Annotated in this window: 18 protein-coding genes; 8 read left to right on the top strand and 10 right to left on the bottom strand. The window is 65.6% G+C overall.

Going from position 1 to position 20970, the window contains the following annotated elements; genetic code table 11:
* Nucleotides 1–2: 2 nt before the first annotated feature.
* From CH251_RS21995 to CH251_RS21975, 5 genes are all read left to right on the top strand, one after another.
* Nucleotides 3–2387, top strand: a complete 2385-nt coding sequence (locus CH251_RS21995) for an excinuclease ABC subunit UvrA (RefSeq protein WP_094615076.1) — start codon at nucleotides 3–5, stop codon at nucleotides 2385–2387.
* A 6-nt stretch (nucleotides 2388–2393) separates the two neighbouring features.
* A complete protein-coding gene (locus CH251_RS21990) occupies nucleotides 2394–2960 on the top strand; it encodes an isochorismatase family protein (RefSeq protein ID WP_094615075.1) in 567 nt (188 codons plus the stop codon).
* Between the two features lie 7 nt (nucleotides 2961–2967).
* Complete coding sequence (locus tag CH251_RS21985; protein ID WP_094615074.1) at nucleotides 2968–3645, top strand: GAP family protein; 678 nt, start codon at nucleotides 2968–2970, stop codon at nucleotides 3643–3645.
* 23 nt (nucleotides 3646–3668) lie between these two features.
* On the top strand, nucleotides 3669–4469 hold the full coding sequence (locus CH251_RS21980; RefSeq protein ID WP_094615073.1) for a HugZ family protein: 801 nt from the start codon (nucleotides 3669–3671) through the stop codon (nucleotides 4467–4469).
* 97 nt (nucleotides 4470–4566) lie between these two features.
* A complete protein-coding gene (locus CH251_RS21975; RefSeq protein WP_037189268.1) occupies nucleotides 4567–5970 on the top strand; it encodes an NAD(P)/FAD-dependent oxidoreductase in 1404 nt (467 codons plus the stop codon).
* Nucleotides 5971–6046: 76 nt separating this feature from the next.
* Here the strand turns inward: CH251_RS21975 and CH251_RS21970 are convergent, their stop codons facing one another.
* From CH251_RS21970 to CH251_RS21935, 8 genes are all read right to left on the bottom strand, one after another.
* Nucleotides 6047–6715 (bottom strand): urease accessory protein UreD, encoded by a 669-nt coding sequence (locus CH251_RS21970; RefSeq protein WP_094615072.1) that lies wholly within the window; start codon nucleotides 6713–6715, stop codon nucleotides 6047–6049.
* Between the two features lie 6 nt (nucleotides 6716–6721).
* The gene (ureG, locus tag CH251_RS21965) at nucleotides 6722–7426 is read right to left on the bottom strand and encodes an urease accessory protein UreG (protein WP_094615071.1); all 705 of its coding nucleotides are present in this window, start codon (nucleotides 7424–7426) and stop codon (nucleotides 6722–6724) included.
* A 40-nt stretch (nucleotides 7427–7466) separates the two neighbouring features.
* Complete coding sequence (locus tag CH251_RS21960) at nucleotides 7467–8123, bottom strand: urease accessory protein UreF (protein ID WP_094615070.1); 657 nt, start codon at nucleotides 8121–8123, stop codon at nucleotides 7467–7469.
* A complete protein-coding gene (locus tag CH251_RS21955; RefSeq protein ID WP_094615069.1) occupies nucleotides 8123–9844 on the bottom strand; it encodes an urease subunit alpha in 1722 nt (573 codons plus the stop codon). Before CH251_RS21955 ends, CH251_RS21960 begins: the two co-directional genes overlap by 1 nt.
* Nucleotides 9844–10476 carry an urease subunit gamma gene (locus CH251_RS21950; protein WP_094615068.1) on the bottom strand — a complete coding sequence of 211 codons (633 nt, stop codon included), beginning with the start codon at nucleotides 10474–10476 and terminating at the stop codon, nucleotides 9844–9846. The genes CH251_RS21955 and CH251_RS21950 overlap by 1 nt, the downstream gene beginning before the upstream one ends.
* An 85-nt stretch (nucleotides 10477–10561) precedes the next feature.
* Nucleotides 10562–11821 carry an aldolase/citrate lyase family protein gene (locus CH251_RS21945; protein ID WP_094615302.1) on the bottom strand — a complete coding sequence of 420 codons (1260 nt, stop codon included), beginning with the start codon at nucleotides 11819–11821 and terminating at the stop codon, nucleotides 10562–10564.
* Nucleotides 11822–11826: 5 nt separating this feature from the next.
* Nucleotides 11827–12288 carry a PaaI family thioesterase gene (locus CH251_RS21940; RefSeq protein ID WP_094615067.1) on the bottom strand — a complete coding sequence of 154 codons (462 nt, stop codon included), beginning with the start codon at nucleotides 12286–12288 and terminating at the stop codon, nucleotides 11827–11829.
* 225 nt (nucleotides 12289–12513) lie between these two features.
* Nucleotides 12514–13275: a hypothetical protein gene (locus CH251_RS21935; protein ID WP_094615066.1), complete on the bottom strand. Its 762-nt coding sequence runs from the start codon at nucleotides 13273–13275 to the stop codon at nucleotides 12514–12516.
* Between the two features lie 182 nt (nucleotides 13276–13457).
* Between CH251_RS21935 and CH251_RS21930 the strand changes: the two genes are divergently transcribed.
* From CH251_RS21930 to CH251_RS21920, 3 genes are all read left to right on the top strand, one after another.
* Nucleotides 13458–14933: an iron ABC transporter permease gene (locus CH251_RS21930; RefSeq protein WP_094615065.1), complete on the top strand. Its 1476-nt coding sequence runs from the start codon at nucleotides 13458–13460 to the stop codon at nucleotides 14931–14933.
* Between the two features lie 83 nt (nucleotides 14934–15016).
* The gene (locus tag CH251_RS21925) at nucleotides 15017–16027 is read left to right on the top strand and encodes an iron chelate uptake ABC transporter family permease subunit (RefSeq protein ID WP_256979268.1); all 1011 of its coding nucleotides are present in this window, start codon (nucleotides 15017–15019) and stop codon (nucleotides 16025–16027) included.
* Nucleotides 16024–16893: an ABC transporter ATP-binding protein gene (locus CH251_RS21920; protein WP_094615064.1), complete on the top strand. Its 870-nt coding sequence runs from the start codon at nucleotides 16024–16026 to the stop codon at nucleotides 16891–16893. The genes CH251_RS21925 and CH251_RS21920 overlap by 4 nt, the downstream gene beginning before the upstream one ends.
* A gap of 10 nt (nucleotides 16894–16903) precedes the next feature.
* Here the strand turns inward: CH251_RS21920 and CH251_RS21915 are convergent, their stop codons facing one another.
* On the bottom strand, nucleotides 16904–19471 hold the full coding sequence (locus tag CH251_RS21915) for a bifunctional lysylphosphatidylglycerol flippase/synthetase MprF (protein WP_373454980.1): 2568 nt from the start codon (nucleotides 19469–19471) through the stop codon (nucleotides 16904–16906).
* Between the two features lie 68 nt (nucleotides 19472–19539).
* Nucleotides 19540–20841: an esterase family protein gene (locus CH251_RS21910; RefSeq protein ID WP_094615300.1), complete on the bottom strand. Its 1302-nt coding sequence runs from the start codon at nucleotides 20839–20841 to the stop codon at nucleotides 19540–19542.
* Nucleotides 20842–20970 lie beyond the last annotated feature (129 nt).

Below are 20970 nucleotides of genomic sequence, written 5' to 3'. Positions count from 1 at the left end.
TCATGGCGACGAAGAAGGTCACGCAGGGCTCGGCACCGCATGCTGCCGACAGTCACGATTTGATTCGTGTGCAGGGAGCGCGGCAGAACAATCTTCAGGACATCGATGTCGAGTTGCCCAAGCGCCGATTGACCGTGTTCACCGGCGTCTCCGGCTCCGGCAAGAGCTCACTGGTATTCAGCACGATTGCGGCCGAATCACAGCGGATGATCAACGAGACCTACAGTGCCTTCGTTCAAGGATTCATGCCCACGCTCGGCCGCCCGGATGTCGACGTCATGGACGGACTCACCACAGCGATCATCGTCGATCAACAGCGTATGGGCGCCAATCCCCATTCCACCGTCGGCACCGCAACCGATGCCAACGCCATGCTCCGAATTCTGTTCAGCCGAATCGGAAAGCCGTACATCGGCTCCGCCCAGGCCTTTTCGTTCAACGTCGCGTCGGTGTCCGGTGCGGGCGCGTACAAGGTGGACAAGGGCGGTAGGCAGACCACCGAGAAGAAGTCGTTCTCCGTGACCGGCGGTATGTGCCCGCGCTGTGAGGGCAGAGGCTCCGTCAGCGATTTCGATCTCACCGCTCTCTACGACGCGAGCAAGTCACTCAACGAGAGCGCGATCACGATCCCCGGGTACAGCATGGAAGGCTGGTACGGCCGAATATTTCGCGGCTGTGGGTATTTCGACCCGGACAAGCCCATCTCGAAGTACACCAAGAAGGAACTCGACGATCTGCTCTATCGCGAGCCGACGAAGATCAAAGTCGAGGGCATCAATCTGACCTATTCGGGACTCGTACCTCAAATTCAGAAGTCGTTCCTGTCCAAGGACGTCGATGCCATGCAGCCCCACATCCGCGCTTTCGTCGACCGCGCGATCACCTTCACCACCTGCCCGGACTGCCTCGGAACCAGGCTCAACGAAGGTGCTCGGTCGTCGAAGATCAAGGGCGTCAACATCGCCGACGCATGCTCGATGCAGATCAGCGACCTGGCGGAGTGGGTGGGCGGCCTGAAGGAACCGTCGGTGGCACCGCTGCTGACCACGCTCGGGGAGACCCTCGACTCGTTCGTCGAGATCGGGCTCGGTTACCTGAGCCTGGATCGTCCCTCGGGAACATTATCCGGCGGAGAGGCCCAGCGCACCAAGATGATTCGTCACCTCGGATCGTCGTTGACCGATGTGACGTACGTGTTCGACGAGCCGACCACCGGTCTGCATCCCCACGACATCGAGCGAATGAACAACCTGCTGCTTCAGCTGCGGGACAAGGGAAACACCGTTCTGGTGGTGGAGCACAAGCCCGAGACGATCTCCATCGCAGATCATGTCGTCGATCTGGGTCCCGGTGCGGGAAGTGCAGGCGGGCACGTCTGTTTCGAGGGCACCGTCGACGGGCTGCGCCGGAGCGACACCGTCACCGGTCGGCATTTCGACGATCGGGCATCGCTGAAAGAGTCGGTACGCGAGTTCTCCGAGGTGCTCGAAATTCGCGGCGCGGACTCCCACAATCTGCGCGAAGTGGACGTCGACGTTCCACTCGGTGTGTTGGTCGTCGTCACCGGCGTCGCAGGCTCGGGCAAGAGTTCGCTCATTCACGGATCGCTCTCGGGGACAGACGATGTGGTCTCGGTCGATCAGGGGGCGATACGTGGATCGCGGCGAAGCAACCCCGCGACGTACACGGGCTTGCTCGAACCGATCCGCAAGGCGTTCGCCAAGGAGAACGCCGTCAAACCCGCGCTGTTCAGCTCGAACTCCGAAGGCGCGTGCCCGACATGCAACGGCGCGGGCGTCATCTACAGCGACCTCGCGATGATGGCCGGGGTCGCCACGGTGTGCGAGGAGTGCGAGGGCAAGCGATTCCAGGCATCGGTACTCGAATACCACTTCGGCGGTCGCAACATCGACGAGGTGCTGTCGATGTCGGTCGCCGAGGCCGAGGAGTTCTTCTCCGACGGCGCAGCGAAATTGCTCCCGGCACACAAGATTCTGCAGCGACTGAACGACGTCGGGCTCGGCTACCTGAAGATCGGCCAGCCGTTGACCACACTGTCGGGTGGAGAACGCCAACGCCTGAAACTGGCGACGCACATGGCCGACAAGGGTGGGATCTACGTGCTCGACGAACCCACCACCGGACTGCATCTCGCCGATGTGGACAAGCTCCTCGGGCTGCTCGACCGGCTGGTCGACTCGGGCAAGTCCGTGATCGTCATCGAGCATCATCAGGCCGTCATGGCCCACGCCGACTGGATCATCGATCTCGGACCGGGTGCCGGCCACGACGGAGGCCTCGTCGTGTTCGAGGGAACGCCGTCCGATCTGGTGGCGGACGGATCGACTCTGACCGGCCGGCATCTGGCCGCGTACGTAGGGAGCTGAGTTCGCGTGACCACCCTGGCGCACCGGCCCGCAACCGCACTGGTGATCATCGACGTGCAGAACGACGTGATGGTCGGCGTCCACGAGCGGCAGCGCGTGGTCGAGAACATCGTGGCCCTGGTGTCCCGCGCACGACACACCGGTACTCCGGTGATCTGGGTGCAGCACTCCTCCGAGGAGGAGCTGGCTTACGGAACGGTGGGGTGGAAACTACTCGACGAGTTGCCTGTCCATCCAGGCGATCCGATCGTCCACAAGAAGCACGGCGATGCCTTCGAGGACACCGGTCTCGAAGCCGACCTCGCCTCGTTCGGCGTGGGGCACGTCGTCATCGCCGGCGCGCACACGGATTTTTGCATCAGGTCCACGATGCACGGAGCCTTGGTCCGCGGATACGACGTGACGCTCGTGAGCGATGCCCACACCGCCGAGGACCTGACCGAGTGGGGCGCGCCGCCGCCGGCCCAGGTCATCGCGCACACGAACATGTACTGGGACAACCAGACCGCTCCCGGCCGGACCGCCGAGGCCGTCGTCACCGAGAAGGTCGATTTCACCCGACCGATACCCTGAACCCTCCATGGTGACCTTGCTGCTCGCTCTCGTCGGATTCGCGATACTCGATTCGCTCGACGTGTTGTTGATCGGCGTGACCGCAGCCATCGCAGTGCACGCGAGAACCACCCGCCGGTCCCCGTTCCGAGCCGGGCTGGCCTTCGTCGGCGGAGTGTTCACGGCGACGACCACATTCGGCATCCTCACCGTTCTCGGCATCGACTTCTTCACCGATCTGTTCGACATCACCATCACTCCCACGGTGCGGTATCGCACGGAACTCGCGATCGGGCTGGTACTGATCACACTCGGAGCTCTGCGCACCACCGATCGCCGCCCACCGGAGTGGGCAGCTCGAGCCGGCTCCAGCATCCCCGTCGTCGCCCTGACCGGACTGACGATCGGTCTGGTGCAGGGCCCGACGGCAGTGCCGTACCTCGCGGGGCTGACGATGCTCTCGACCTACGATCCCCGTCCGCCGTGGTGGCCGGCCATCGTCGTCGTCTACTGCCTGATCGGGCTCCTACCGCCCGTCCTCGTGCTGATTCTTGCGTCGAGGAAGAGTCGACGCTCGAGGCGCGCGTTCACCGCGACCGTCCGAGCCCTGATGCGGTACGGTCCGCCGACGGTGCGCGTCATCTTCGTCGTGCTCGGCGTCGCACTCGTCGCCGACGCCCTGATTCATGCCGGAGACCTCCTGTAGGTCGCCGTCGTAAGCTTCTGCGCATGGCACTCGATCACGGCGATCCCGGTGACGCACCGTCCGTTCCCCCTCCCCTGGCCCCGGTCGTCGACGACCGTCGTCCTTCCGCGGCCGAGGAAGCGCGCACGATCGCTGCGTCCACCAACACCGCAACTCTTGCGAGCCTGACCGCGGACGGCGATCCCTGGGCTTCGTTCGTCACGTACGGATTGCTCGACGGCGCGCCGGTTCTGTGTGTCTCGCGCATGGCCGAGCACGGACGCAACCTCGCAGGCGATCAACGGATGAGCCTGTCGATCGTGGCACCGCAATCGCAGACCGACCCGCTGGCGTCGGGCCGAATCACGCTGGCAGGCGTGGTCGAGCGGCCCGAGGGTGACGAGTTGGCCGCAGCACGCGCTGCGCATCTCGACGGCGTACCAGCGGCGAAGTACTACCTGGACTACAGCGACTTCACGCTGTGGATCATGCGCGTGCATCGGGTCCGGTGGGTCGGCGGATACGGTCGGATGGATTCGGCAACTGCCGAGGCGTATGCCCAGGCCGCGCCCGATCCGGTGTCGCCGACCTCCGGATACGCGATAGAGCACCTCAACTCCGACCACTCGTCGTCGCTCACTGCGATGGCCCGCGAACTCGGCGGCTTTCCCGATGCCACGTCCGCCGAGTGCACGGCCGCGGACCGCTACGGACTGGATCTGAAGGTGCTCACTCCGCGCGGAATCGCGTACACCAGGGTCGGTTATGCGACTCCGATCGACTCGGCTACCGAACTGCGGGCCGCGACCGTGGAACTTGCGAAGCGAGCAGCAGCCGGCCGATAGGTGTGCGCTGCCATCACAGACACGACGACCTTGTCGAGACGTCGCGATGGATGGCGACTACCGTTGACCTCACACCGCAATCGTTAGGGAGCAGGTAATGAGCATCCAACCGCTCGAATCGAAGCGTCACCGCGTCGTCGTCATCGGTTCCGGGTTCGGAGGTCTGTTCGGCGTCAAGGCACTGAAGAAAGCCGACGTCGACATCACCCTCGTCGCCAAGACGACACACCACCTTTTCCAGCCTCTCCTCTATCAGGTCGCGACAGGCATTCTGTCCGTCGGCGAGATCGCTCCCACCACCCGCGTCATTCTGCGCAAGCAGAAGAACGCAGAGGTGCTGCTCGGAGACGTGCTGAACATCGATCTCGAGGCCAAGACGGTGACGTCCAAGCTCCTCGAACGCATCACCGTCACTCCGTTCGACAGCCTGATCGTTGCAGCGGGCGCACAGCAGTCCTACTTCGGCAACGATCACTTCGCCGAGTTCGCGCCCGGCATGAAAACCATCGACGACGCACTCGAGCTGCGTGGACGCATCCTCGGTGCGTTCGAGCAGGCCGAACTCTCCGACGATCAGGAGGAGAAGGACCGCCTCATGACCTTCGTGGTCGTCGGAGCGGGTCCCACCGGTGTGGAGCTCGCCGGGCAGATCGCGGAACTCGCCGATCGCACCCTCGACGGCGCCTTCCGCAACATCGATCCGCGTGACGCCCGCGTCATCCTGCTCGATGCCGCGCCCGCCGTACTGCCGCCGATGGGCGAGAAGCTCGGTCGTAAGGCCGCCGAACGGCTCGAGAAGCTCGGCGTCGAGATCCAGCTCAACGCGATGGTCACCGACGTCGACAACGACGGCCTGACCGTCAAGGAGAAGGACGGCACGACGCGCCGCATCGAGGCGCAGTGCAAGGTCTGGTCCGCAGGCGTGCAGGGCAGCCCCCTCGGCAAGCAGCTCGCCGACCAGTCCGGATCGGAGACCGACCGCGCCGGACGTGTGCTGGTCGAACCGGACCTCACCGTCAAGGGCCACCCGAACGTGTTCGTGGTCGGCGACCTGATGTCGGTCAAGGACGTTCCGGGCATGGCGCAGGGTGCCATTCAGGGCGCGACCTACGCTGCCAAGCTGATCAAGGCGTCGGTCAAGGGCCAGGACGATCCCGCACAGCGGGCCCCGTTCAAGTACTTCGACAAGGGTTCGATGGCAACGGTGTCGCGATTCAACGCGGTCGCCAAGGTCGGCAAACTCGAATTCGGCGGATTCATCGCCTGGCTCATGTGGCTCGCGCTGCACCTGTACTACCTCGTGGGCTACCGCAGCCGCATCACGACCGTCATCTCGTGGTTCGTGACCTTCCTCGGCAAGGGCCGCGCACAGATGGCGTCGACCGAGCAGCAGGTGTTCGCGCGACTTGCCATCGAGCAACTCAATTCGCTCGAACGCTCGGGTGCCGTCGATGCGGCCGCGGCCGATTCGGAACAGGAACGCGAGAAGGCAGCGGGCTGAAACCAGCTCTCACACAACGCATCGGCCGACGGGACACCGTCGGCCGATGCGTTGCTCGTTGCCCGAACGGTCGGTCTCACACCCCTGATTCGCTGGGCTGAAGGCGACGGCCCACCGATGTGCTCAACGAACCGCCGCCGGCCAACGCCAGCCGGACGGTCCCGTCGACCAGATCGACCTCGGACGCCCGGGTATCGGGATATCGCAGCGTGCTGGACATCGACAGCGGTGCCGACAACGCGTCGTGCGCAACCGATCCCGCGCCCAGTTCGACTCGATGACGTAGCAACGGGCTGCCTCCGACATCGCATCGCATCGCACTGCTCCAGAGCCCCGACGCTTCCTCGAAGCGGCCGATCTGCGTACGCTCACGCAGCCGCAGGGTCGAATCCTGTTCCAGCACAACGGTGTTGATCACCGAATGCGAGGCGTCGGAGACGACGACCATCGGTTCGGGATCGAAGATCAGCGACGCGCCTGCACCGACCTCGAAGTGCCACTGCGCGGACGAGTGACGGTGCAGCCCACCGGGCATCGCCAACGATGCCGCGACACTGCGCACCTCCAGGTGCGCCCCGGCCGCCACCGATATTCTGACCACGATGGTGTCTCCGCCGAGAGGAGTTGCCGCCGTACCGATCAGGTGAACCGTGTCCGGTCCCGTCTGGCGGCCGGCGAGTCCGCCCACCGAGGTGATACGTGGGCTCCGGCTGCGGCTCGCGTCGATGCAGAGCTCTGTGTGCATCGACGCTCAGTGCGTGTGGGCATGCGCGTCGGCGTCGGCGATCACCTTCAGCTGCTCCCGCACCCACTCGAGCACCGTGGTCGCCGCGGGATCGTCGGTGAGCGAGATCAGCGCAGTCGGTCGTCCCTCGCGCACCTGGGCCGCGTCTCGCTCCATGACACCGAGGTCGGCTCCGACGTACGGGGCGAGATCGGTCTTGTTGACGACCAACAGGTCGGAGAACGTCACACCGGGACCGCCTTTGCGCGGTACCTTGTCTCCCCCGGCAACGTCGACGACGAATATCTGAACATCGATCAGACCGGACGAGAACGTCGCCGTCAGATTGTCGCCACCGGATTCCACGAGAATCAGATCGAGGGGCGGATTGTTCTCGATCAGATCGTCGATGGCGTCGAGGTTGGCGGTGATGTCATCACGAATCGCCGTGTGCGGGCAGCCACCGGTCTGTACCGCGGTGATCCGCTCGTCGGGCAACACCGCGTGCCGACGCAGGAAGTCCGCATCCTCGGTGGTGTAGATGTCGTTGGTGAGCACGGCGAGTGAGAGCTCGTCGCGCAGCTGACGGCACAGTGCCGCCACCAAGGCGGTTTTACCGGAGCCGACTGGCCCACCGATCCCGACGCGCAGTGCGTCGCCTGCCACCCGTGCGCGCTTGGGCCGATCCAAACCGTGGTCGTGGGGCTCACCGTCGATCAGGTGCGGGGGCATGTCGAACTCCTTGTCGCTAGAGAAAAAAATGGATCCGTATTCAGGATACGAACAACGGTCGATCGCGGACGGCGTGGGCTTCGGCGAACATGTCCAGCAACGGATCCGACAACTCCATCAGCTCGGGCAGGCACTGGCACACCGCGGCGGTCACGTCGTCGCAGAAGTCGCCCAACCGGATGGTGCACGCCGCGACCTCGGCCGGATCGAGCGCGAGCAGACGCTGCGCGGCGATCGCCGACCCGGTCATGGTGATGTACACCTGCACTGCGGCCGTGTCGGCAACCGACAGGCCCGCCGCGAGTCCGACGTGCCCAGCGGCAACAGCGAGGTGCGGCTTCCGCCCGATCGACGTCCAATCATGATGCGGCCAAGCGGACTTGGCCAACCGGAGCAGTCCGCGGCCCTGAGCGCGGGAGGCCGACCTGGCAGCCGGGGACGGGGTTCGTGCGTCGGATTCGGCATCGGCCCGGTCCGTGCTCGACGACCCGTGCACCAGCGATGCGGCGATGGACGCCGTCGTTGCCCCGGAGGTTCGGACACGGCGTCGCAGAAACGCTTCGAGCGTCGTGATGTCTCGAACGAAGCCCGAGGCGATCGCCTCCTCCACGCCGCCCGAGTGCACGTGGCCACCGGTGGGTAGGCGTGAATCGGCAAGCGAGAGAAGCGTCGTCACCTGCAGTCGGGCATCGGGCATCAGAAGAGGAAGTATCGCTGCGCCATCGGCAGTTCGGTTGCCGGCTGCTCGGTCCATACGTCGCCGTCGATCCGCACGGTGAACGTATCGGGATCCACGCGGATATCGGGCAGAGCATCGTTCAGCGCCATGTCCGACTTCCTGACACCACGCACGTTCTTGACCGGAACCAACGTGCGATCGCAGTTCAGACGCCCGGCCAGTCCGTCCTCGATCGCCTGCGGGGCAACGAAATGCAGCGACGTCGCGGCCGCTGCCTTCGGCGACGCCCCGAACATCGGACGAGGTAGTTCGGGTTGCGGGGTCGGGATGGACGCGTTGGCGTCGCCCATGGCAGCCCACGCGATCATGCCACCCTTGATGACCATGTGAGGACGGACGCCGAAGAATGCCGGATCCCACAACACCAGGTCGGCGAGTTTGCCCGGCTCGATCGAACCGATCTCGTCGTCGAGTCCGTGGGCGACGGCCGGGCAGATGGTGTACTTCGCGACGTAGCGCATCACTCGGTTGTTGTCGGCTCCGTTGTCACCGGCAAGGAAGCCCCGACGAGACTTCATCACATGCGCCGTCTGCCACGTGCGCAGAACCACCTCACCTATGCGGCCCATTGCCTGAGCGTCGCTGCCGATCATCGAGATGGCACCCATGTCGTGCAGCAGATCCTCGGCTGCAATGGTCGACGGCCGAATTCGACTCTCGGCGAAGGCCAGATCCTCCGGAATCGATGGACTGAGGTGGTGGCACACCATCAGCATGTCGAGATGTTCGTCCAGGGTGTTGACGGTGTGGGGACGCGTCGGGTTGGTCGAGCTGGGGAGCACGTGCGGCTGCGCCGCCACGGTGATGATGTCGGGTGCGTGCCCGCCGCCCGCACCCTCGGTGTGGTACGCGTGTATTCCGCGTCCCCTGATCGCATCGAGGGTGGTCTCGACGAATCCGGCCTCGTTCAGGGTGTCCGAGTGCAGTGCGGCCTGAACTCCTGCGTCCTCGCACACTCGCAGGCACGCGTCGATCGCGGCAGGGGTCGATCCCCAGTCCTCGTGCAGTTTGAATCCCGATGCGCCGGCGCGCAATTGCTCCCACATCGAGTCCGGATTGACCGTGTTGCCCTTGCCGAGCAGCACGATGTTCATAGGCCAGTCGTCCAGCGACTCGAGCATCCGGGACAGGTGCCATGCGCCGGGGGTGACGGTGGTGGCCTTGCTGCCTTCGGCGGGGCCGGTACCGCCTGCGATCACGGTGGTGATGCCGCCGCCGAGAGCCTCCTCCTTGATCTGCGGACAGATCAAGTGGACGTGACAGTCGATGCCGCCGGCCGTGACGATCTTCCCGTTGCCCGCGATGATCTCGGTGGACGGGCCGATGACGAGATCGGGATGCACCCCGGTCATGGTGTCGGGATTGCCTGCCTTGCCCAGTGCCACGATGCGTCCGTCGCGAATACCGAGGTCGGCCTTGATGATTCCCCAGTAGTCGACGACGACGACCCCGGTGATCACCGTGTCGGGAGCACCGTCGGCGCGGGTGGCTCGCGACTGCCCCATCGATTCGCGGATCACCTTGCCGCCGCCGAACACCGCCTCCTCACCGGCGATGCCGGGACCACCGCTGCGGTCCTCGGTGACCTCGATCAGAAGATCCGTGTCCGCCAGGCGAATTCGATCACCCGTGGTCGGGCCGAACAACTGCGCGTATCGACTGCGACTCATGCGCGCCATCAGCTGTCCAACTTTCCGGGAGGTGTCATGCTCAGTCCGTATACCTCGCGCGTGCCACCGAGTGGCACGAGCCGAATCGTCTGTTCGATGCCGGGCTCGAACCGCACCGCCGTGCCGGCGGGGATGTCGAGGCGGCAGCCGTGCGCCCGCTCGCGGTCGAACTGCAGAGCTGCGTTGGACTGCGGGAAATGCACGTGGCTGCCCACCTGGACCGGGCGATCTCCCGCGTTGACGACGGCCATGGATATCACCTCGGCACCGTCGTTGATCTCGATGTCGCCTGCGACGGTGATGATCTCGCCCGGAATCAGATGCCCGTCACCCCGCTTCGGCGAGATCGGCTCGTGCACCGTGATCAGCTTGGTGCCGTCCGGAAAGGTCGCTTCCACCATCACCTCGGGCAGCAACTCGGGCACACCGTCGAGCACGTCGTCGGCACCGAGAATCTCACGACCCGAGGACATCAGGTCGGCTACCGATCGGCCGTCGCGGGCACCCTCGAGGAGGTGATCGGTGATGACTGCGATCGCCTCGGGGTGATTGAGTTTGAGGCCGCGTGCCTGGCGACGCCGAGCGAGTTCGGCCGCATAGCTGACGAGCAGTCGGTCCTGCTCGTGCGGAGACAACCGCATTGGAGTTCTCCGTCCCGATCGGTGATGGTGCTCGGCAATTCTGACACGCTTGCGACCCGTCGGCAGCGGAGCGCGCCGACGCACCTCATCCGAGCGGCACGGTCACCGATCGATCGAGCAGTCCCCGCAGCACGTCTCGGTCGATGCCGGCAGCCACGTTCTGCAGCTCGGTGATGCCGAACGCGCCCGAATCCAGGCCCCGCACCAGAACGCTTGCCAACGCCTGCGCCGTCGCCGGCTCGTCCATCACCTCACCACCCTGGCGATCGAGGTAGCTGCCCAGCCGAGCAGCAGCGACCGGCATGGCCTGACGGAAGAACCCGAAGGTGGCAAGCCATCGCGTCACCAGATGGCCGGGATGCATGTCCCAACCCTGATAGAAGCCGCGTTCGAGCGATCTGGTCACCAGCTCGAAGTGTCGACGCGCGGACGCCGCCACCTGTGTGGAATCGCCCGTCGGCACCACCTGGGTCGAACCGTCGCACACCCACACCCCGGTCTGTGCCGCCGCCACCAACATGACGTTCTTCGCGTGGTCCGCCACCGGATGGGCCAATGATTGCTGCGCAGAAGTGATTCCGCAGGCGGCGCTGTAGTCGTAGGTTCCGTAGTGGAGGGAAGTGCAGCGGCCGTCCGCCCTGGTGATCGCCCGCGCGAGCGTCGCCGTACCGTCCGCCCCGATCACCGCCTGTGGGCTCTCGATCTGCAGCTCGAATCGCAGGGCTCGATCGGGCAGGCCGTGCGCACGCTCGAGTTCCTCGCACAAGGCGACGACGGCAGCCACCTGCGCGGCGGCACGGAGCTTGGGAACGGTGAACACGAAGCCGTCGGGCACTCCCCCGGCTCCGTCCAGGACCAGCTCCAGGGTGCGGATTCCGCGCCGACGCTCATGTGCGGCAAGCCCTTTGGCTCGAATTCCCAGCCACGTCGGACCTGCCGAATCTTCGGCCAAGGCCGACAGTGCCGCCCCGGCCGTCCTCGCATGGCTGTCCTCGACGGCATCCGATCGCCACCCGTAACCGTCCTCGAAGTCGAATCTGAGGTCCTGGATGGGCGCACTGTCGAGTCGGTCGCGCACGAGCGGTAGTGCGTTCTCGGTGTCGAGTCCGGCGAACGCCTCGGGGTGGGCGTCCAGGATCGCCAGGGCGGCGACACCCCATTCGGCGGGCACAGCCGCCGACGCGTCAGCAGCCGATACGTAGACGGTGTGAGAGGGCTGGCCACCGACTCGGTCACCCGGATAATGCTGCGCGAGTTCGTCGTCGATGGGACCGAACAATGATTCGAGGCGATCGAACGCGTCGGAAGTCAGTGCGGAAGCAGCATGGTCGTTGTGGCCCGTCATGCGCATCACTGTCCCAGATGCGCCGTGTTTTCGATATTCGCCAGCCGCACCTTGCCCTGAGCAACCAGGCGTCCATTCTCGTCCGTCATGTCGACCTGCCAGAGCTGCTGCGTGCGTCCCCGATGAATCGGATGTCCGTGCGCGCTCAGGGTTCCCGACCGGGTCGCGCGCAGGAAGTCGGTGTTGTTGTTGGTTCCGACGACGTGGCCGCGCGAGCCGAACCACGCCGATCCACCGATACTCGCCACCGACTCGACCACCGAACACAGCACGCCCCCGTGCATGATTCCGGCCGGTTGATGAAGCTGCGGGGTGACGGTCCATTCTGCGCGCACGTCGTCGCCGGACACCTCGAGGTATCGCAGGCCAACGACCCCGTCGAACCCTCGTGCACACAATTCGGTGAGCTGTTCCGGCGTCATGGTGTCGAAGGTGCTCTCCCCCGTGGTGCCGTTCGAGTCCGTCATAGCGTGCCTTCCGGTTGCGTCGAGATGGTCCGGCCGACTCGGCTGTCGACTCTCGTTCAGAGATACACGACGATCGACCCACAAAAATCGGTGGGCCTCTCGTTCGTCGATAGAACGAGAGGCCCACCGTGGCAAGGACCGGGAGTCACTGCAGCCCTCAGGACTCCGGCGCGGTCCGTTGGTACGAAGTCAGCATAGGCAAACCTTAGTTCGCGCGCAAGGCCTTCACGACGCCCTGAGTCTCGCTCGCCCCGGAACCCCGACGCGTGTGCGGACGGGAGCCCCAGCGGCCACCATGGCGTCGAGGAGCAGCTGTCCCCGGCGAGCACCTGCCGACGCACTCGCCCCCGCCAGAATCGGCACGTACGTCGAAGCCCCGAGGATGGCGTCGCCGACCAGAGCCCAGAAGACACGCGCGTCCAGCGGTGCGCGCTCGGCGATCGCACGGAACACCGCGCCGAGCGAGGTCGTGCAGCGATGCGCGGTCCAGACCAACAGAGCCTGTTCGCACGGAAGCGTGACGGTGCCGGGCTCGCCCGCGGCAGGATCCTCGGGGAGCACTCGCAGGATCGGCGATGCCACTCCCGCCCAATCGATTCCCCCGTCGCTGTCCATGTGGATCCACAGATTGTCGATGCCCGGATCCCAGGCTCGTGCTTCCAGGACCAGGAGCGCGGCCACGCGGCCGACGACGGCGTGAATCAGGGCCGTCGCTACCTGCACTGCCGCGGCTTCGGGAACATCGAGATCCTCGAGCGATCGTCGGTACATCTGCTCGACGCGACCGTCATCGAGCCCTACCGCCAGCTGCCACCAGCGGCGTTTGCCCTCGTTCGCCATGGCGGCCACCGCGTACATCCGCGGGTAGTCGGGATTGAGTGCACGCAGGGTCGCGCACGAGTCGGCCAACAGCGCCGCCCCGCCGGATCGATTCGAGAATCGATGCACATCGGCCCAGCCCGTGTACGACGCTGTTGCAACTGACACCTGATCGCTCCTTAGGTTCTCGGCGGGTGCACGCGTCGCACCCCTACCCGGTCAATGTAGGTTAGCCTAACCAGATCGTAAAGCGGGTCAGGCACCGCTACCCTTACCTCACCTCTCGTGTCGAGCAAGGGTTCCGTAACCTAAACCGTGTCCCTTCGAAACAGCGAGGAGTCACGAGCACTGTGACCACAGCTCCGCTACTCGGCCCGCACGGCGCACGACGGTCGTCCGACGAGTCCTACGGGACCGAGGACGTGCCCACCGGGCCGCCGCCGCGTGGCTCTCGCATCGCTGCAGCCGCGATCGACGCACTGATCGTGCTGGTCCCCTTGTTCGTCGGCTGGTCGATCGTCGACGCGCTTCGTGACGACAACGGCGGCGGCCAGGCCGACCGATTCGTGTTCGGCACCATCGCGGTGTGCGTCGCGCTGGCTCTGTTCGTCTGGAATCGCGGCTTCCGCGACGGCAACGAAGGCCAGAGCACCGGTCGACGCTGGATGGGTCTGACACTGCGCGACGGCGCCACGCACGGTCCGATCGGTGCTCGTCGTGCCCTTCGCCGGCAATTCCGGATCGACGCTGCATCGTCGGAGGTGGTGCGTCAAAAGACTGCTGCGGCAGAAGGATTCGAGCCCATCCCGAAGGACGGTTCGGTCGCGGCCATTCGGCGGCGGAGGTTGCTCGGTTTGGCCGTCCTGGTCGCCGCCCTCGTCGCCGGCATACTCGCCAGCATCGCCATCGGCGCGCGTCCCCTGACGTTCGCCGAAATTGCGCACGCGCTGTTGAATTCGACGGGCACCGACACCGACATCATCGTGCGCACCCTGCGAGTTCCCCGCACGGTGCTCGCATTGGTCGTCGGTATCGCGCTCGGTATCGCGGGCGCTCTCATTCAGGGGCACACCCGCAACCCTCTCGCCGACGCCAGCCTGCTCGGCCTCAATTCCGGGGCAGCGTTCTTCGTCGTGATGGCCATCTATCTGTTCCGCTTCACCTCGCCGAGTCAGTACCTGTGGTTCGCATTCGCCGGTTCGGCGGTGGCGAGCATCGTCGTCTTCGGTCTCTCGTCGATCGGGTCGGGCAGATCGAGTCCGGTCAATCTCGCCCTGGCCGGGGCGGGCGTCGCGTTCTTCCTCTCGGCCATGACGAACGCCGTCGTACTGCTCGACCAGACCAGCTTGGACGGCTACCGCTTCTGGGTGGTCGGATCCGTTGCCGGACGCGGCCTCGACGTACTGTGGCAGGTCTTGCCGTTCCTGGTGATCGGCGTCCTGATCGCACTGGCGAGCACACCCGGCCTGAACGTCATGAGCCTCGGCGAGGATGTCGCACGATCGCTCGGAACCAACATCGCGATCACCCGTACCGTCGGGATCCTCGCCATCACCTTGCTCACCGGTGCCGCGACCGCGGCATGCGGGCCCATTGCGTTCGTCGGCCTCGTCGTTCCGCACATCGCCCGTGCGGTGACCGGACCCGACTACCGCTGGCTCGTGCCCTATGCGGGACTCATGGGCGGAGTGATGCTCATGCTCGCCGACGTCATCGGCCGGGTCGTGGTGCGCCCGGGCGAGCTTCAGGTGGGCATCGTTCTGGCACTGATCGGGGCGCCGTTCTTCATAGCTCTCGTTCGACGCCGGAAGTTGGTCAGCCTGTGACCGCCGACCTGCAGTCCCCCACACCGGCGCCCGGCCCTGCTGTCGTGCGCACCCGGCCTGCGTTCCGGCTCGGTCCGATCTCGATGGTCCGACGGCCGGTGATGGTCCTGACGACCGTCCTACTGGCTGCGGCGCTGGTGCTGGTCATGTGCGTGAACATCGGACGCGGCGACTTCCCACTGTCGATCCCGGCGGTCCTCGACGTACTGCTCGGCGGCGGTTCGAGAATCGAACGGTTCATCGTGATGGACCTGCGACTGCCCCGATCACTGACCGGCCTCCTGGTCGGGGCTGCCCTCGGTATCTCCGGCGCGATCACTCAGTCGATCTCTCGCAACGCCCTCGCCAGCCCCGACATCCTGGGCATCACCGCCGGTTCCAGTGCCGCAGCCGTCGCCTTGATCGTGCTCGGCGGTGGCAGCTTCAGCGGGCTGCTCGCCACCCTCGGTCTTCCTCTCGCAGCACTGATCGGCGGGCTGCTCACCGCGATCGCGATCTACGCCCTCGCCTGGCGCAAGGGCGTCGGCGGGTTCCGCCTCATTCTGGTCGGGATCGCCGTCAACGCCATGCTCACCGCCGTGATCGGCTGGCTGCTGATCAGCGCCGACATCAACGACGTCTCCCGCGCTCAGGTCTGGCTCAACGGATCGCTCAACGGAGCGGACTGGGCCGCTGTCTGGCCGGTAGCCGTTGCCGTCGTCCTCGTCGGCGGCGGCACCGTCGTCGCAACGTTCACGCTCGGTGCCCTGCGACTCGGCGACGACAACGCACGATCGCTCGGCATTCGGCTGCAACACAGTCAGGCCATGATGCTGCTCGCTGCCGTCGCGCTCGCCGCGATCGCCACCGCCGCCGCGGGACCGATCGGATTCGTGGCGCTCGCCGCTCCTCAGATCGCGCTGAGGGTGCTGCGAACGCCTGGCCCGCCGATCATCGCGTCGGCCTTGCTCGGCGGATTGCTCGTCGTGGCAAGCGATCTGATCGCTCGCACGATTCTGCCGGTGGAGCTCCCGGTCGGCATCGTCACCTCGGCCCTCGGCGGACCGTTCCTGCTCTACCTACTCGTTCGCAGTAATCGAAAGGCCTCCGTATGACAACCAGCCACACCTCGCGTCTGATTGCGAACGATCTGAGCCTCGGTTACGGCGACCGCACCATCGTCGAGCATCTCGATCTCGAGATACACACCGGTGTCATCACCACGGTCATCGGACCCAACGGCTGTGGAAAGTCGACGCTGCTGCGCTCGCTCGGTCGACTGCTCAAGCCCAAGGCCGGCAGCGTGATGCTCGACGGTCGGGCGATCTCCTCGATGAAGACGAAGGAGGTCGCTCGCACCCTCGGGATGCTGCCGCAGGCACCGACCGCCCCCGAAGGGCTGACCGTCGCCGATCTCGTCTCACGCGGTCGTCACCCGCACCAGTCGTGGATCCGGCAGTGGAGCTCGGACGACGAGGCCGAGGTGGCGAACGCACTCGAACTGACCGGAGTCGGCGACCTCGCCGACCGACCCGTCGACGAGCTGTCCGGTGGCCAGCGGCAACGCGCCTGGATCTCGATGGCACTGGCCCAGGGCACCGATATCCTTCTGCTCGACGAGCCGACCACCTACCTCGATCTGGCGCACTCCATCGAGGTCCTGGATCTGGTCGACCGCCTGCACGACGAACTGGGCCGCACCATCGTCATGGTCCTGCACGATCTCAACCTGGCGATTCGCTACAGCGACCGGTTGATCGTGATGAAGCAGGGAGAGATCGTCACCTCGGGTCGGCCGCAGGATGTCATTTCCGAGCAGCTTCTGCTCGACGTGTTCGGCCTCGAGGCCGCCGTGATCGACGATCCGATGTCAGATCGTCCGCTCATCGTTCCGATCGGCACCCGGCACGTCTACGGGTCGGTCGGCGGGCCGGTGAAGTCACAGAATCGTTCTGCGGCAGAACCGTCGATCACCGACTGACGATCACGAGTCACCGCTCGATCATCGTGCGCACCAGCTTGACACCCTGACCGATCGACACGTCCGGCAAATATGCCCGGCCGATCGCGTTACCGATACTGGGCAGTGCGGCCGGATCCGCGAACGTCATGTGCATCGGCTCGTAGCGGGGCTGGAACTTCGACTTGAACGCCAACAGCGAACGGAATCCGTAGACGGGTTCGAGGGTGCGTCCGAGAACGTCGAGCAACCGCTCGAGCAATCCCGACAGCGTCGACTGCTCGGCACTCGAGACGTGTTCGGGTTGTTTCTCGTCGACCTTGGCCAGGGGTGCGCCCGACAGACTGAGGAATCGAGCCCCCTCCTGTTCGAGCAGCAGAGCGGCCGAAGCGATGAGAAACTCCATCGTGGGCCGGAAGCCCTCGGATCTGCGTCTCATGAAGTCGAGTGTCCATCCGACGATGACGCCGTCCTCGTACACCGGCATCCACGAGGTCACGCCGTGCACGGTCCGGTGCTCGTCGACGGCGATCAGGCACCGTACGTTCTCGTCGTCGACCTCCTCGAGACCGCCGAGAGTGAAGCCCATCTCGGGCATGCCCTTGTCCGCGACCCATTCCTCCGAGATCGCAGTGATCTGGTCCGTGATCGCCAGCGGGGCAGAAGGAAAGCGAATCCACTCGGCGACGACGCCGGCCTTCTTCGCTCTGTTCAGTGCAGTTCTTACGTCCTGGAATCGCTTGCCGGTGAATGCAATTCCGTCGAGGTCGAGAACCGTCTCCTCACCGACCTGGATTCCTCCCCAGCCGAGGGAGTCGGTGATGCGGCGGACGTCGGGCGTGACGGAGTAGAAGCACGGGATCCATCCGTTCTCGGAGGCGAACTCGGCGAAGTCGACGACGTTGTCCCGCAGGGACTCTCGCGGACCGACGGGATCACCGGTGGTCAGTGCCACGCCGGAGATGACCCGGTAGGCGACATAGCTGCGGCCGTCGGGACCGAACCAGTACTTGTTGCCGCGCCAGGTCGTCATCCACGACAGAGCAGACCCGCTGCTCGACATCAGCAATCCGCGTGCCCGTTCGGTCGCGTCGGTCTCGGTGCCGTACACCGGGGTGAGGAAGGTGCTCGCGGCGAGCACACAGACCACCACCCAGAACACCACGCCGGTCCACTCGAAGAGCAGTGTGGTCGGTGTGCTCTGCGGGAGCAGGGCGGGCTCGAGCCACTGCAGGTAGACCGGGGGGATCAATCGTTGTGGGAAGTCCGCCAGCAGGCCGCCGAAGGATGGCGAATCTGCGAAGCCGTCTCGGGCCAGATACCCGCCGATCGAGTAGACGAGGGCGAGTCCCACCGCAACCCCGACAACCGAGGCCGCCCATCGACGATAGGTACCCGACGGTGCCGACACGTCGAAGAACTTGCGGGTGACGATCAGGACCAGCAACACGATCAGCGGCAACAGGAACGGCACCGCAGTGCGGTATGCCGTGGGCGACTCCAATCCGTAGAACAGGGATTGGTCGTCACCGGACTCGAGGAACCGGATTGCGAAGTTGGCCACCGACAGCGCGAGCAGAATCCCCTGCGAGACCACCGCCATCGCCCATGCGAAACGCCTGCCTCGACGCAGGCCGTCGCTGACCACCAGAAGAAACAGCGACGGCATGATGCTCAGGATGGTCGGGCCGACTCCACCGAGTCTGAGATCGAGCAGACCACGACGGCATTCGACCGGGTCGGTGGTCGCATCGGCGCAGATTTCGCGCACCTCGGCCGCCGTGTACGGAACCCCACGCACCACATCTCGAAGTACCGCGAACGGCCCGACAGCGTTGGGGCTCAGTGCCGCCAGCACCGGACCCAGGGCGCTCGCGGCGACGATCAGCGCGACCAGCACTCGGCCTTCTCGTTGGGTACCCGCCAATCGAGGGCCACGTGCCGATCGGCCGACGATCCACGGGCCCACGATCAGACCGATCACCGCCGCAGCGAGCCGAACGACGTCCTGCAGGTGCCCACCGAACAGTGCCAACGTCACCAGCAAGGCCAGCACCCCGACACGGAGACGTCTGCGCCACAACGTATCCATCCGCGAGGTCGCGACCAGCACGACACCGAAGATCCAGGTCGTCGGGCCCACCGCGGTTCCGACGTGCAACCGGAATCCCCAGTCCGCGTCGAACGTCTTGGCCAGGACTGCGAGACCGAGGCCGAACAACGAACCGGCGACCTGCGTCACGAACGCCGCGACGGCGAAGCGACGGGATCCGATACGGCGTTCGATCGGTGCGGCGGCGAGCAGCACCCCGACCGTGGCCACCACGCATCCCGCGATATTGGGTGCCGCCAGCCCCGAGGTGAGCGGGGTCCACAGGTGCCAATGCTCGAACGGCATGATGCCCACGGCGAAGTACTTGTCCATCTCGCCCCGGTTGTCGACGACAGCGGCGACGATGCCCATCACCCAGACGACGGCGAGCAAGGTGAAGCTGACCGGTGCTCCCACGGCACCGAACACGATGAGCGCCCACACCCGGCGAAGCTGGCGCATCACTGCAGACGCACCGGACCTCACGGATTCGGTGCGCTTGGACATCCACGACGGCTCGGCCGGTGTGGATGGTTCGGCGTCCGCCGCAGACGGTCGTTCCGGATCGGTCACGTTCACGAAATCAACCCTGTCCTCGTTGCCAACCACGGGAGCTCACGTCGAAGGCCTTCCGACCACACCGCGAAGCTGTGTCCGCCCGGTACCTCCACGTACTGCACGTCCATTCCGGCGGCCTTCGCCGCGTCGTACATCTCCTGTTGGCCCGGCTTGTAGTCCTTGTCGTCCGAGCCCACGACGAAAATACCGGCCGAGTCGGGGTACTGACGTGATTTCAGCAGGTCGAGCGGGTTGACGGCGGTGAATGCCGCGGAGTTTCCCCCGAAGGCCTGCTGCACCGTGCGGTCTCGATCGCCGAGAGTCGGCTCGCGCTGGCCGGAGAGGTCGAGAAACGTGGGATAGACATCGGGATGATTGGTCGCCATCTGAATCGAGCACGTACCGCCGTAGGACAATCCACCGATCGCCCAGTGCGCGCGATTCGGGTCCACCTGCAGCGCACTGTCGATCCAGTCGGGCACGTCGCGGGAAAGATACGTGTCCACGTTGCCCAGGGGTGAGTCGACACAGAGCGGATTCGCCATCGACGACCCGGTTCCGTCCGCTACGACGACGACCGGCGCGAGACCTGCATGATCGCGAGCGAAGTTGTCCATGGTCTCGGCGAGCTTCCCGCCGTTGAGCCAGTCCTCGGGTGCTCCCGGCTGACCGGCGAGCAGCACGAGAACCGGAAGGAGCGGACGAGGGTCGGCGAAGTAGGCGGGCGGCAGGTAGATCTCCGCATCTCGTGCAGAGAAATTCGACGCAGTGGCCGGAATGGAGGCGGAGGTGATTCTTCCGGCGGCCGCCAGATCCGAGGGCGCGGTCCAGACCGACTCCAGCGGCGTGCCCGTGACGGTCTGTTCGACCGCAGCGGGCACATCCGAGAACTGAATGCGCGCCGCGGACTCGGCCCCGAGAGCGTTGCCCACGGTGGGATAGGCGTCGAACTCGAGGTTGACGTGCAGGGCCGACGTCGCGACCACGAACACCGTCGCGAGCACGGACGCCGAGGTGCCCAGCACCCCTCGCGCGGCGAACGACCTGGGCAGCACAGCGAACAGCGCAGCGAGGCCGACTCCGATCCACACGTAGATCGCGGTCTCGATCGGGTCCGGGAACGGTCGCCACACCTTCTCGACCACCACGTAGCCGACCGCTGTGGCGACGATCGCCGCCGTCGCCGCGATCGGCAGCGCGCGCGTGGCGTATCGCCGCGATCTCGAGAAGAGCAGCCACAGACCACCGAGGGCACCGAGAACGGACACGATCACCGGTACCGGGCCGTCGATCAACGACAGGGAATCGAACCAGTCCACGCTTTCGTCTCCGCTCACTTCTCGAAAGTCGGGCCGAGGGGCGGCACGATCACAGCACAGAATATTCGCCCCGGGATTCCTGCGGTCGAGACCCGCCGATTCGCCGCGACCGCGTCTATGACCGATCCC

It is taken from the genome of Rhodococcus sp. 06-462-5, assembly GCF_002258315.1.
Lineage (GTDB): Bacteria > Actinomycetota > Actinomycetes > Mycobacteriales > Mycobacteriaceae > Rhodococcoides.
The sequence above is the reverse complement of the archived record's forward strand: the minus strand, read 5'-3'. Positions and strand labels throughout refer to the sequence as shown.

What these genes read in the sequence shown, in the direction of transcription:
- CH251_RS21995 (WP_094615076.1), top strand. Translation starts at nt 3, where the DNA reads ATGGCGACGAAGAAGGTCACGCAGGGCTCGGCACCGCATGCTGCCGAC.
- CH251_RS21985 (WP_094615074.1), top strand. Translation starts at nt 2,968, where the DNA reads ATGGTGACCTTGCTGCTCGCTCTCGTCGGATTCGCGATACTCGATTCG.
- CH251_RS21980 (WP_094615073.1), top strand. Translation starts at nt 3,669, where the DNA reads ATGGCACTCGATCACGGCGATCCCGGTGACGCACCGTCCGTTCCCCCT.
- CH251_RS21975 (WP_037189268.1), top strand. Translation starts at nt 4,567, where the DNA reads ATGAGCATCCAACCGCTCGAATCGAAGCGTCACCGCGTCGTCGTCATC.
- CH251_RS21970 (WP_094615072.1), bottom strand. Translation starts at nt 6,715, where the DNA reads ATGCACACAGAGCTCTGCATCGACGCGAGCCGCAGCCGGAGCCCACGT.
- ureG (WP_094615071.1), bottom strand. Translation starts at nt 7,426, where the DNA reads ATGCCCCCGCACCTGATCGACGGTGAGCCCCACGACCACGGTTTGGAT.
- CH251_RS21960 (WP_094615070.1), bottom strand. Translation starts at nt 8,123, where the DNA reads ATGCCCGATGCCCGACTGCAGGTGACGACGCTTCTCTCGCTTGCCGAT.
- CH251_RS21955 (WP_094615069.1), bottom strand. Translation starts at nt 9,844, where the DNA reads ATGGCGCGCATGAGTCGCAGTCGATACGCGCAGTTGTTCGGCCCGACC.
- CH251_RS21950 (WP_094615068.1), bottom strand. Translation starts at nt 10,476, where the DNA reads ATGCGGTTGTCTCCGCACGAGCAGGACCGACTGCTCGTCAGCTATGCG.
- CH251_RS21945 (WP_094615302.1), bottom strand. Translation starts at nt 11,821, where the DNA reads ATGACGGGCCACAACGACCATGCTGCTTCCGCACTGACTTCCGACGCG.
- CH251_RS21940 (WP_094615067.1), bottom strand. Translation starts at nt 12,288, where the DNA reads ATGACGGACTCGAACGGCACCACGGGGGAGAGCACCTTCGACACCATG.
- CH251_RS21925 (WP_256979268.1), top strand. Translation starts at nt 15,017, where the DNA reads ATGGTCCGACGGCCGGTGATGGTCCTGACGACCGTCCTACTGGCTGCG.
- CH251_RS21920 (WP_094615064.1), top strand. Translation starts at nt 16,024, where the DNA reads ATGACAACCAGCCACACCTCGCGTCTGATTGCGAACGATCTGAGCCTC.
- CH251_RS21915 (WP_373454980.1), bottom strand. Translation starts at nt 19,471, where the DNA reads ATGTCCAAGCGCACCGAATCCGTGAGGTCCGGTGCGTCTGCAGTGATG.